10 protein-coding genes are annotated in these 12,718 nt (G+C 61.7%); 5 read left to right on the top strand and 5 right to left on the bottom strand.

Translation table 11 applies throughout. From position 1 onward, the window contains the following. Positions 1–83: 83 nt before the first annotated feature. Together BMW89_RS04100 and BMW89_RS04095 are read right to left on the bottom strand one after the other, a co-directional pair. The gene (locus tag BMW89_RS04100) at positions 84–992 is read right to left on the bottom strand and encodes a class I SAM-dependent methyltransferase (RefSeq protein ID WP_244547505.1); all 909 of its coding nucleotides are present in this window, start codon (positions 990–992) and stop codon (positions 84–86) included. A 234-nt stretch (positions 993–1,226) separates the two neighbouring features. Further along, on the bottom strand, positions 1,227–2,156 hold the full coding sequence (locus BMW89_RS04095) for a right-handed parallel beta-helix repeat-containing protein (RefSeq protein ID WP_143062707.1): 930 nt from the start codon (positions 2,154–2,156) through the stop codon (positions 1,227–1,229). Positions 2,157–2,606: 450 nt separating this feature from the next. Between BMW89_RS04095 and BMW89_RS04090 the strand changes: the two genes are divergently transcribed. From BMW89_RS04090 to BMW89_RS04080, 3 genes are read left to right on the top strand one after another with little or no spacing between them, the layout of a single operon-like run. Beyond that, positions 2,607–3,497, top strand: coding sequence for an NAD-dependent epimerase/dehydratase family protein (locus tag BMW89_RS04090; protein ID WP_092022906.1), 891 nt, complete (start codon positions 2,607–2,609; stop codon positions 3,495–3,497). Beyond that, positions 3,494–4,474, top strand: a complete 981-nt coding sequence (locus tag BMW89_RS04085; RefSeq protein ID WP_092022904.1) for an ATP-grasp domain-containing protein — start codon at positions 3,494–3,496, stop codon at positions 4,472–4,474. The genes BMW89_RS04090 and BMW89_RS04085 overlap by 4 nt, the downstream gene beginning before the upstream one ends. Before the next feature lie 16 nt (positions 4,475–4,490). After that, complete coding sequence (locus BMW89_RS04080; RefSeq protein WP_092022902.1) at positions 4,491–5,504, top strand: glycosyltransferase family 2 protein; 1,014 nt, start codon at positions 4,491–4,493, stop codon at positions 5,502–5,504. A 15-nt stretch (positions 5,505–5,519) separates the two neighbouring features. Here BMW89_RS04080 and BMW89_RS04075 read toward each other — a convergent pair whose 3' ends face one another. Further along, positions 5,520–6,446 carry a class I SAM-dependent methyltransferase gene (locus BMW89_RS04075; protein WP_143062706.1) on the bottom strand — a complete coding sequence of 309 codons (927 nt, stop codon included), beginning with the start codon at positions 6,444–6,446 and terminating at the stop codon, positions 5,520–5,522. Positions 6,447–6,650: 204 nt separating this feature from the next. Beyond that, complete coding sequence (locus BMW89_RS04070) at positions 6,651–9,899, bottom strand: M10 family metallopeptidase C-terminal domain-containing protein (RefSeq protein WP_177195807.1); 3,249 nt, start codon at positions 9,897–9,899, stop codon at positions 6,651–6,653. A 284-nt stretch (positions 9,900–10,183) separates the two neighbouring features. On the opposite strand from BMW89_RS04070, the gene BMW89_RS04065 reads away from it, so the two are divergent. Continuing rightward, positions 10,184–10,420 (top strand): hypothetical protein, encoded by a 237-nt coding sequence (locus BMW89_RS04065; RefSeq protein WP_349516526.1) that lies wholly within the window; start codon positions 10,184–10,186, stop codon positions 10,418–10,420. A 132-nt stretch (positions 10,421–10,552) separates the two neighbouring features. Continuing rightward, positions 10,553–11,746, top strand: coding sequence for a CaiB/BaiF CoA transferase family protein (locus BMW89_RS04060; RefSeq protein WP_092022897.1), 1,194 nt, complete (start codon positions 10,553–10,555; stop codon positions 11,744–11,746). Between the two features lie 78 nt (positions 11,747–11,824). On the opposite strand, the gene BMW89_RS04055 is transcribed toward BMW89_RS04060, so the two are convergent. After that, entirely contained in the window at positions 11,825–12,718 is an 894-nt protein-coding gene (locus tag BMW89_RS04055; RefSeq protein WP_092022895.1) for an outer membrane protein, read from the bottom strand.

Raw genomic sequence — 12,718 nt, 5'->3', positions numbered from 1 at the left:
CGCAAGCGAGAGCGGTCCACCGACGCAGTACGGGGCACGGTGCCTCCATCACGCCCCCGCCCATGCACATGCGTGCCCGCACGCTACGCAGCGCGCCCGACGACAACCCGGCTGCCTCCTGCCGGCCAGCTGACGCCGGCCAGCGTTAAACGGACTTCGGCGCGGAGGATCGCAAGCAGCACGCGATTGGCCGCAGAACTCAACCCGAACTCATAGGCGTCCTCATCCGCCGACCTTCGCCGAGCCACCAGACGACTGGCCGCCATCAGGGGTAACAGCAGCGCCGTGAACGAAGACGAGAACAGAATATCGAAACCGTTGCGGCGCAGCTTCGCCTCAAGTTCGCCGCGCCCGTAGCGGCGCTCATGATGCGCGACTTCGTCGGCCCGGCTCCACAACCATTGATGTTGCGGTACTGCGATGATTGTCCCCCCGCCGGTTTCGGTCGCGGAGCGCAATGCACGCAGCACCGCCTCGTCGTCGGCGATATGTTCAATCACATCGAATGCGCCGGTCAGGTCGAAAGCACCAACGGCCGGGATATCCCGGGCATCCATCTGGACGAACTCCACCTCGGAGGGCAGCCTTTGTCTGGCGTGAGCGAGCCCGGCCGGATGCAATTCGGAGCCAACCAGGCGTTCCCAGCGCCGGGATCGAGCGAAATCGCGCAACACGAAGCCGGTGCCGCAGCCGATCTCCAGAAACCGCCGCGCGTGCGGAAAGAACTTGTCGGCCAGACCGACCAGCAGAAGGTTGCGCGCGACAAACCAGAAATGACCGGGCTCATGCTCGGCCAGGTATTCGAAGGCTTTGGGATCGAAGCCGCTGATACTGTCGGCAAGCTCCGGGGCGAACAAGGGAACGCCGTCCGCTTGTGGAAAGACATGGCCGCACGCGGGACATAGCCAGCCTGGTGGCCACACCCTCTCACCATCAATCTGTTCGACCGCGCTACAGATCAGACAGCGCCGAAAAGCCGCGTTGTCGCTCATGCCGTGCATAAGCACCTAAATTTGCCGGCGCGCTCATGGGTAGGGACATGCGGAAGGATCATTGGATCAGTATAGCATGGCCGCCCAGGTTATCTAGAACCCGATCAGTCCATCATCATGACCGACCAAATCCGATATTCGAACGCAAACCTTCCGTGCAAAAATGGCGCTCCGACGATTACGACGTCGGAGCGCCATTGGTCTTTTGTGATACCCGCAGCGCAGCCGGGGGTGTTATTTCAAGGCCGGCGCCGGAAGCAACGTCAAGGTGCCGTTGGCACCGTTCTGGTCAAGCTGGTTGGTGCCGTACGAATTCACCGCTCCATTGACACCGGTTCCGTTCGCGGTGATCAGGGAATCTCCAACGCGCATGAATGCCACACCACCCGCGTTCTGGATTCCCGTGCCGTTGCCGGTCACGGCGACGCGCCGAAGCATCATGCCCGCCACGGCCGAAGACGAGGTCGCGTTCGCCCCAATCAGCGTATTTTCGGCGAGCACGGAATCACTGACGCTGACGTTAACGACGCCGCCGGAGCTTCCGTCCGCCTGAATGCCCGTGGTGTTGCGGTTGGCGATCACGTGATCGATGGCTCCAGAGGTGCCGCCGCCACTCGGTTTGATCGTGATGCCGGCTCCGGTCGAGCCGTTCCCGTTGTTGAACAGCGTCGTGCGTGTAACCACAAACCTTGCGTTGGTGGCCGGCTGAATTGTGATTCCGCCGGTGAGGAAATCGCGGATTATGCAATCCTCGACGTGAAGAAGGGCGCCGGAGTTGAACAAGACGCCGCTCAGCCCAGTGCTGAGGCCTTCAAAATCCAAACCCTTCAAGTAGAGATAGTCATTCGCTCCGCCGGAGAAGATAACGCCGTTGGTCCCCGATACGACGACGCCAGCGGTCCCTGCTTGACAGGAGATCGTCATCGACTTGGTGACGGTGACCGCTCCGAATCCACCCGGATCCAAGCAGTTGATTTCCCCGCCCGCGGCGGTCTTGGAAATGGCTCCTGCGAAAGTCTTGCAGGGTGCGGTGCGGCTGCAGGGATTGGCGTCGTCACCGACGCCGGAGACCCAGGTTCGAGACGCCTGGGCGTGGGCCGGTGCCGAAACCAGCAATGGACTAATTAAGCCGATAGCTAAAGCGAACAGGACAATGCGGCGCATAATTTGCCTCCGTTGGCGGGATAAGTTCTTCACTGCTAAGACTTTGGGTGACTATACACTTGGGCCGCCGGGCAGGTATTAGGCCCGACTTCCACGAAAAATTCGGACAGCCTGTACCGTTCAATGGTGAGAGGCCCCCTTTCCACGCTCGAAAGGTCGATGCGTCGGGGCTCTCGGAAAACGAATGCCCCTGCCAAAATCTGGAGGCGAGCGTCTGTAGAAACCCGCGACCAAAAACCTTCCATAGTTAAGTTGTGCAACCTTGCAAAAGGTTCGATGGAGGCCTTACGTTTTCCGCTGCCCCGCAGATCGTATGACCTAGTCGTATTACAAAGAGTCAGCGAAATTGCCCTACCCGGCTGCCGCGCATGCGTGTCACGTCATTGTCACGTCGATCGCGACACCCCTGTGCGGAAGTGACGCGGCGTGATACTGGTATTTCCTGTCCAAATGAACAAGCATCCTTTTATTCTCGTGACCGGCGCAGCCGGGTTCGTCGGATCGCACGTTGCGCGTCTGGCGAAAACCGCCGGCTTGGAGATACGAACTCATTCGCGTCGCTCGGGGCCGGGCATCGACTTCTCGGCCGACCTCAGCGATCCAACCGCGTTGCGTAGCCTGCCTTGGGACACGATCAGCACGGTCATCCACTGCGCGGCAGCCATTCCGTCGCGCTCGGCGGCGTTTGCGCGCGATAATGTCGAGGCAGCGGCCGCTCTCGCCGACATCCTGCTGGAAGCAAAACCGCTGCGCCGCCTGGTTCATGTCTCCAGCATTGCCGTCTATCGGCGCCCGAGTTCGGCGGATTGGTTGATCTCGGAAAAAGCCGAAGTCATTGACGAGAATGAGATTGCGCCCGATTCCTACGCGCACAGCAAGCGACGAGTAGAGATCGCTCTCGATGACGTGGCGCGACAACGACCGGACGTCTCGGTCTGTCACCTGCGCGCATCGTCGATCTACGGATCCGGAATGGTAGGCACGACGTTATTGCCGGTATTGGTTCGCCGCGCGCGGCAAAACGAGCCGATAGTGCTTCGGGGACCGCGCGCCTATCGCCAGAACTTCGTTCATGTCATGGACGTCGCATCCCTTGCCCTTGCCATGGCCGGGGATGCGATTGGCAGGTCCGAGCCCGTACTCAACGCATTCTCAGACGATAGCTGCGGATTGTTCGAACTCGCTGATCTGGTTCGAACCGTACTCGGAAGTTCGAGCACGACCGTCGACGAGACGGACGACATCGATTGTCCGGTTCCAGTCTTCGAGAATCGGCTTGCCAAGCGGTACCATGCTCGCTTTCGGTCGCTGCGCGACAATCTGCGGGATATTCCCGCATGACCATCAGGGTGGCAATAACAGGCATCAGCGGCGACGTCGGACTGGGTGCGATCCAGGGCCTGCGGGCCGCACTGAACGGACAGGACGACATCTGGCTTCTCGGCACCGACGCCGGAGATGACTGTCCGGCCAGGCATATGGTCGATGTATTTACCAGGCTGCCCGTGGTCGCCGCCCCCCAATATCTCGATACTCTCGTATCGCAACTGCGCGCAAACAAGATCGACGTTCTCCTGCCGGGCATCGATTCCGAAATCATCCTGCTGTCGCGTGAACGGAATCGATTCGAAACCGCAGGAGTGAAGGTAGCGCTTGCACCGGCCGACCTGATCGAAGCTGCAGACGACAAGCTCGCCACCGCGGCCTTTGTTGCGGCCCACGGTCTGAATGCGCCGCCGACCTGCGATGCGGACGCTCCTCAAGAGCTGGAATTCCCAGTGATCGCGAAACCGCGGCACGGTCAAGGCAGCAAGGGCATCGTGATCCTCGACGACCGCCGCAGCCTGGATGCTTTTCTGGCCGAGCGCCGTCCCGACTATTGCCTGCAGCGCTACGTCAACGGCCCGGAGATAACGATCGGATTTCTCTACGATTGGAACGGCATCCTGCGCGACGCCATCGCGATGGAGCGAACCCTGGAGAGTGGACGAACGGTCCGTGCGACGGTCGTCCGCTCGCCGGATATCCTGCGTTTCATCGAAGATTTCGGCGCCAGGATCATAGGAGCGGGCGCGGTGAACGCTCAGCTTCGCCTTCACCCCGAACTCGGCCCTCAGATCTTCGAGATCAACGCCAGGCTGTCGGGCTCAACGGCGATGCGCGTGGCGGTCGGATTCAATGATCCGCTACGAATCGTGAGACACCTTGCCCGGGGGGTGCCAATGGATCGCGCGGCCGTATATGATGCAACCGTATGTCGGGCGTCGACCGAACTGGTGGTGACGCGGCCGGCGATTGAGGGTACCAATCTCGATTGAAAGGATCCGGCTTGAGGTGAACGAGATCAATATCAATCGCCAGGGCCGGCGCGAGGCGCGCGACGAGATCGCGGTCATCGTGCCGGTCTATATGGGCGCCGAAGTCTTGCGGGAGCTCAGCGCACGGCTGGTTGCAACGCTTCAATCGATCACGTCTGACTTCTCGATTGTTCTCGTGGACGACCGCGCGCCGGACAACGCCTGGCCTATTATTGCCGAATTGTGTACCGGCGACCCTCGAATCAAAGGCATTCAACTCAGCCGAAACTTCGGACAGCACTACGCCCTCACCGCAGGCATCGATTATGCCGACGCGCGATGGTACGTCGTCATGGACTGCGACCTTCAGGACGCACCCGAGGATATCCCGCGCCTCTATGCGAAGGTGCTGGAAGGATTTGACATGGCGATCGCGACCCGACGCAAGGAGGGGCATGGCGTCATCAAGCGGATCGGATCGCGGCTGTTCTACACGACCTTCAGCATGCTGGCCGGCTTCGATATGGACTGGACCATCGGAAATTTCCGCATCTTCTCAAGCCAGATTGCCGCGGGCTTCCGCGACATGCGGGAACAGATGCGCTGCCTGCCCGCAAGCTTCAGCATTATGGGATTCGAAGCAACGGAGGTGGAGATTCCCCACCATCCGCGTACCTATGGAGAATCCTCCTACACGCTGAAAAAGCTCGTCAAGCTTGGCAGCACCATGGTCCTTGCGCATTCGCAGATTCCGCTCAGGCTCGTGATGGTTTCCGGCTTTGTGATTGCGGCCGTGGCGATGCTGGCGGGACTCGGGATCGCGATCGCTCACGTGTACGGCTTTGTTCAGGTGCCGGGATACACAAGCCTGATCGTTGCCATCATCGCCATCGGCGGTGTCCAGATCTTCATGACGGGGGTGGTCGGCATTTACGTCGGGAAGTGTCTCGACGAGGCCAAACGGCGGCCGCTCTATTTCGTCAGGGATCTGCGCAATCTGACGCTGTCGCGCAATCGAAACGAAAATGCCGACTTCCTCCAGCAGCGGTGACGCGTGGGGTCGACCTTACCGGTCACGTTTGAAGCGCAGGACAACCTCCCAGCCGCCCACCAGCGTCCAGATCGGGTCCATTGGCCCGGGCCGCCTCACTGCCAATTCCAGATGAGAGGGCAGCTTCATCACGAAGGCCGCGATTGTTCGCGCCGGCGCTTCAAGAAGGGTCGTCTCGATCAGTGAGGCGCGCGAGACGATCGTCTCGGCCTTCAGCTCAAAGGTCTGGACGAATCGATTCCAGAACGAGCTCCCCATGTCATGAACATGGGCGGGATAAGTCAGATCGAACTTCCGGATCAGGCGTGCCAGTGGGATCATGAACGGGGTTCTGGCGTAGAAATATGCCCCCGGCCGCGCTAACGTCGCCAACGTGCGAATGACGGCGTTCACCTGCGGAACATGCTCCAGTACCGCACTGGCGAGGATGAGGTCATAATCGCCTCCAACGTCGCGAAGCTCCTTGCAGCCTTGCAGGGTTATGCGTCCGTCGCCGGATGCGCGCGGCGCCTCGAAATCAACGACGTCAATGTGGATGCCGCAATCGCCGGACTTGTCCAGGAGCCCTTTTGCTATCGCGTAGGCAACGCTCCCATCACCACCGCCATAATCGAGAATGCGTAGCGGGCGCGCCCCAACCAGGCCGGACATTGGCGCTGTCACGTGACGCGCGAAGTAACCCGTATCCGATGTCGTGGTCCTCAGCTCGGTGTCTGCATAATACTGCGCATAGTACCTGGCGAGCAGATCGCCCTTCGGCATGTGCGATGCCGAACAGCCGCGGCATCTGCCGCATTTGAGCATGGCGATGTCGGGCGCAGCCTGAATCTGAAAGACCGCTTCGCGCGGCTCGGACGATAGACAAATCGGACAGGCATCGAGTGCCGGAACGATGTCCGACGCGCCACAATGGATTCCCTTGTGAAACGACGTTGCCCGCAAGATGCCTCCTCGCGCCTGGAGTGAAGATCGAAACCCTATTCTCCTAGCGGGATCGCCGTCCGCGACGCAAGATGCGTCAGGGCCTGAATGTCCGAAAGCCAGGTCGTGGCGGAAAGTCGCCTCTTTCCGCGCGTCCCGTTGAAGCGCGAGGCACGACCGGCTTCGGTCGATCGCCAGATCAGCCCCGCTTCGGCGATGGAAGAGCTAGTGACCGAACAAGTCGGCGTGCGACTGAGCCAAAAGGAACTGCGTCAGATACGCGCCCACATCGTGAGCGTCGGGCGTGACGCTCAATTCGGGCTGCGATTGGAAGTTGCCGGTCTGCGCCGCATGCTGGAGGTCGGTCAGGGACGTGCCACCGGGGGCAGCGAAGAACTCGTGGAGCCAAGCGCTGTCGCTTGCCGCCATCGGGCTCGCCGCCGGAATGCCGATCGTACCGTCGCCGTTCAGATCCTGGTGGAAGCTGGTCTCGAGCGATTCCAGCGTGCTGCTCGTTGCCGACACCAGGCCGATGTTCGAGAGGTAGTTACCATTCGTGTCCGTGTACCAGACGCCATATTGGTTGGTCGCTGCAACTTTCCACGCCACCTCATAGCCAGTCGAGGTCTGTTCGCCACCGATCGGCGTAATGCCCGGAAACTGGTCCGCCACGACCGGCACGCCTTGAAATTTCAGCTCAGGCCCTGTGCCGCCACTGTAGAGATAGTAGTTACTGCCGACCTGCGTCAGGTTGGTCGAACCGGCAGACTCGATTACTGTCCCCACTGCGGCAGCGACGCCGATGACGCCATCCCCGTTCAGATCCTGCTGGAAACTAGGCTCCAGCGATTCCAGCACATTGCTGGTCCCCGACACCACACCGATGTTGGAAAGATAATTGCCACTGCTGTCAGTGTACCAGACTCCATAATTGGTGGTGCCGTCGATGTGCCATGCCACCTCGTAGCCTGTCGCGGTCTGTTCGGCGCCGATCGCGGTGACGCCACTGAACTGACCCGGAACCACCGCGGAGCCGTTGAACATCAGCTCGGGCCCGGTCCCGCCGGCGACAGGATTCATGAAGTAGTTGCCGCCGACCAGAGCCAGGCTGGTTGAGCCGGCAGACTCGATCACCGTCGCCGGAACGCCGATGATACCGTCTCCGTTCAGATCCTGATGGAAACTGGACTCCAGCGTTTCCAGCGTGCTGCTGGTGCCCGACACCACCCCGATGTTGGAAAGATAGTTGCCGCTGCTGTCGGTGTACCAGACTCCATAATTGCTGGTGCCGTCGATATGCCACGCCACCTCGTAGCCGGTTGCGGTGTGTTCGGCTCCGATCGCGGTCACGCCGGCGAACTGACCCGGAACCACCGCGGAGCCGTTGAACATCAGCTCGGGCCCGGTCCCGCCGGCGACGGGATTCATGAAGTAGTTGCTGCCGATCAGCGTCAGGCTGGTCGAGCCGGCAGATTCGATCACCGTCGTCGGAACGCCGATGACACCGTCTCCGTTTAAATCCTGATGGAAACTGGACTCCAGCGTTTCCAGCGTAGTGCTGGTTCCCGACACCACACCGATGTTGGAAAGATAATTGCCGCTGCTGTCGGTATACCAGACTCCATAATTGCTGGTCCCGTCAATGTGCCATGCCACCTCGTAACCGGTCGCGGTGTGCTCGGCAGCGATCGGGGTCACCCCGGCGAACTGACCTGGTAGGACGGCGAAGCCGTTGTACAACAGCGCAGGTCCGGTCCCGCCGGCGACAGGATTGAAGAAATAGTTGTTGGCAACCTGCACAAGCTTCGTTGCGCCGAACGCCTCGATCGTCGTCGTCACAACACCGATCGTGCCGTCACCATTCAAATCCTGATGGAACGTGGTCTCCAGCGATTCCAGAGCATAGCTCGTCCCTGAGACGTAGGACGCGACGTCGAAGGCGCTCCTGGTGCCGCTGCTGTCGACGTTCCAGACCACATATTGGTCGTAAGTCACCGATTTCCAGGCAACGTAATATCCGCTTCCGACCTGCTCGGCGCCGAGCGGCACGAGTGCGGACAACGTCCCAACCACGACAGGCGTGCCACCAGAGTCCTTCAGCGTCGGACCCGTGCCGCCCGCGGTCGGATTGAGATAATAGGAGCCGTTTAGCTGCACGAAGCTGGTCGTGCCGATCGCCTCGACGGTGAGGTTCCCGACCTGGGTGATCAGTGTCGTGCTGGAGAGCGCGGTGTCGGCGAACTGGAAATTCTCGACGCCCGTGACGGTATCGGTGCCGTCGGGGGAACCGGAGCGCAGATCCACGAAGGTAAACGTCTGCGTGCTCGAATTGTAAGTAATGCCGTAATTCACCCGGTTGCCCGAATACACCGCGGTATCGGTGCCGGAGCCGCCGATGATGGTGTCGTTTCCGCCGCCGCCAGTAATGGTGTCGTTGCCCGCCCCGCCGTTGAGCACGTTGGCAATGGCGTTGCCGAGGATGGTGTCGTTGCCGGAGCCGCCGGTCGCGTTGTCGATGTAGGAGCGCGCATCACCGTTATAGAGATACGCGTTGTAGACGTTGCCCGAGGCGTAATGGCCGTCACCGAGATTGGCCAGTTGCACGGTGGAGAACACCGACGATGTGCCGGGGTTGAGGTTGATGCTCAGGTTCGTCGTGTAGTTGGACAGGTCGTAAGTGTCGACGCCGCCGCCGTCCCAGATCGTCTCGTAGATGCGGTTGGCCGAGCCGCCGGTGCCGCCGCCCGGCGCAAGCTGTCCGACGCCGTTGATGAACTCCTGCCCCGTGGTCGCGCTCCAGGTGTAGACGGTGGCCCCGCTCTGGGTCGCGTAGTTCGCGCCGTACATCGTTTGCAGCGCGAGGATATCGTTGGCCATATAGGTCTGCGGATATCCGTACGCCTCGTTGGTGTATCCGCTGGTCGTCGAAGCGCCGACATAGCTGCGATAGCTCATGACGGTGTATTCGCTGTCGTCATGCGCGCTCGGCACCGCGACATTGGCGGGGCCGCCGGTCTCCTGGCTGTGCTTGAGGCCGAACGCGTGGCCGAGCTCGTGCAGCGCCGTCGTGAAATAGTAATTGCCGAGCTGGGCCAGCGAATAATTGTATTTGGTCCCGAACCAGACGTCGCCGCCAGCCGCATAGTTGCCGGGGTAGTACGCGTAGGAGGTCGGATTGGCCGCAGACGACTGCGCGATCATGATGTCGGCGCCGTTGGTGCCCGCATACGTGATGTTGGCGTTGGTGTAGCTGAGGATCAGCCCGATCGCGTAGTTGATCGCTGACTGCATCGCGCTCGGCGCCGAGGCGAAGGTTGACGAGGTCGGCTCGCTGTTGCCGCCGTTATAAGGACTGGAATAGTCGGTCGGCGAGTCAGGGAAGCTGTAGCTGATCGTCCCCGTCCATTTGAATCCGGAGAGCAGGCCATCGATATCGGCATTGTTGGTGGCACTGACAGTGACAGAGGTGGCCAACGGACTCTCCAGAGCAACGCATCGCGCACGATTCGTAGCGCGGGGTAGATGATTCTAGCTTGAGAGTTATACGTTTGGTTAAAATTTGGCGTCCTGGCCCTCACCCCTTCCATAATGGCCTGTCGAGCATCAAATCCCGTAGTGATACGGGTCAGCGGCGAGATGGCCGGCCGGTATGATTTGTAAGGGAAATCATGAAACTAGGCTCATTTTCAACCGGTCTGATCGGGGTCCTGGCGGTACTCGCCGGGCCGGACCATCTGCCCTTCGGAGAACAGTCTGTCATGGTCGGGAAAGCGAGGGCGGACGACGTCGCCAAGGAAAATGTCACGGAAACTGCCAAAACGGGACGTGCCCCCGCCATGCCGATGGCCCGCGACCCTTCCGTCGCGGTGACGGAGGAATATGAAGCCGCCCGACGGACGGGCACGCGGGAGGCGTTCGAGCTGTTCATTGCGCGCCATGGCGATGATCCGCTGGCAGAACAGGCGCGCGCCGCGTTGAAGCGCCTGTCGCGCTGATCCTTATCACGCATCGCAGCAAGCCCCCGTCAGGCACCGCATTTCGACAGGCGGCATCCGCGTCGAGGCCGGCTTGCCGCATGATGTTTCGGCACTATGGTGGGCTCGCAATCTGTCCCGGAGCCTTAAAAGATGCCCTTTCCGCATGCCTCGGAAGCCCTGTCGCGCTTCACCGTGCTCGATCTGACCCGCGTCCGATCCGGGCCCACCTGCGTGCGGCAACTGGCGGACTGGGGCGCCACTGTGATCAAGATTGACGCGCTGACCGAGGATTCCGGCGGCGAGCAGCCGGGGGGACCGCGGCGGGGGTCCGACTTCCAGAATTTGCACCGCAACAAGCGGGCGATGACGCTGAACCTGAAGGACGCGCGCGGGCTTGCCGTGTTCAAGCGCCTCGCCGCCAAGGCCGACGTCGTGGTCGAGAACTTCCGGCCCGACGTGAAGAAGAAGCTGGGCATCGACTATGAGAGCCTCGCCGCGATCAATCCCGGCATCGTCTATGGCAGCATCTCCGGCTTCGGCCAGGACGGTCCCTACCACAAGCGGCCGGGCTTCGATCAGATCGCGCAGGGCATGGGCGGGCTGATGTCGATCACCGGTGCGCCGGGCGAGGGTCCGATGCGGGTCGGCATCCCCGTCGCCGACCTCACCGCCGGCCTGTTCTGCGCCATGGGCATCCTCACCGCGCTGCTCGAGCGCGAGGTCTCCGGCAAGGGACAGTGGGTGCAGACCTCGCTGCTGCAGGCCCAGATCTTCATGCTCGACTTCCAGGCCGCGCGCTGGCTGATGGAGAAGGAAGTGGCCAAACAGGCCGGCAACAACCACCCGACCAGCATCCCGACCGGCGTGTTCAGGACCTCGGACGGCTATATCAACATCGCCACGACCGGCGGACGGATCTGGGAACGCTGCGCGCAGTCGATCGGCGCGCCCGAGCTCTACAGCCATCCCGACTACGCGACGGCCCCTGCCCGCTCCAAGAACCGCGACGCGCTCAACGCCGAGATCGAGAAGCGCACCCTGACCAAATCGACCGAGACCTGGGTCCGCGAGTTCAACGACGCCGGCGTACCCTGCGGGCCGATCTATGCCATCGACCAGATGTTCGAGGACGCCCAGGTCAAGCATCTCGGCATCGCGCAGGACGTGCCGAACGACGAGGATCGCCACATCCGCCTGGTCGGCCAGCCCGTGACACTGTCGCGCACGCCGAGCAAGATGGTGGCGCGGCCACCGGAATTCGGCGAGCAGACCGACGAGGTGTTGAAAGAGTTCGGCTTCGGCGCCGACGAGATCGCAGGGCTCAAGGACGCCAAGGTGGTGTGAGCGCTTCGCTTGACGTCGCCAACGAAAAAGCCCGGCGCACGTGCCGGGCTTTTTGACTCGCGGGAGTAGCGACGCGGCTCAAGTGCCGTTGAAACGGTAGTTCACGCCGAAGCGCAGGATGTTGTCGGTGACGTGCGACCGATAGCCGACGATCAAAGGCGCGCCGCTGAGCGCGATCACGGGGGTGGCGAGCGAGCCTGAGACAGTTCCGAGATCGACATATAGATATTCGAGCTTGGCGCTCCAGTTGTCGGCGAAGGCGCCTTCGATGCCGGCGCCTGCGCTCCAGCCGACCTTGACCGTGCTGCTGTTGAAGTTCGCCGCGACGGGCGTGAACGCTAAGTTGTCGCCGGAGCCCGGGGAACCGCTGACATTGATCGCGCTCACGCTGCCCGAGGTGGAGACACGGCCGTAAGCGAGACCGCCGGTGCCGTAGAACAGCACGCGCGGCGTCACGGCGACGCCGAGCCGACCGCGCACTGTGCCGAACCAGTCGAGCTTCTGGGTGAGATTGAAGGCGACAGGCAGCGCGGGATCGAAGGTGTTGTCGCCACGATGGCCCGGCGTGCAGACGCCGTCCTGCAAGCCGGCCGGTGCGCCGGCGCACAGCGCGTCGAAGCTGCCCTTCCGGCCGCTGCCCTGGAAATCGGCCTCGACGCCGACCACGAACATGTCGCGCTGCCAGTTATAGCCGATCTGTCCACCGCCAGTGACGCCGTTGAGATCGAATTTGCCTGCGCTCGAACTCAGCAGCGCACCGCCGCCGCTGTCGATGAAATCGGCGGTGGTGGCCGAGCGGCCCCAGCCATAGCCGATATTGAGTCCGGCGTAGAAGCCGCTCCAATTGTAGGTGGGATCCACGACCACCGGCGGCGCCTTGGCGTAAATGTGCGGCACAGCGAGATCGGCGGCAAAGGCAGGCGGTGCGAGCAGTATTCCGATCGCGGCCGCAACCAGCAAAGTTCGTGTCAT

Source organism: Bradyrhizobium sp. OK095, assembly GCF_900109945.1.
In the GTDB taxonomy this organism is placed as follows: domain Bacteria; phylum Pseudomonadota; class Alphaproteobacteria; order Rhizobiales; family Xanthobacteraceae; genus Bradyrhizobium.
Note: the sequence above shows the minus strand (reverse complement) of the source record. Positions and strands in the feature narration are given on the sequence as shown.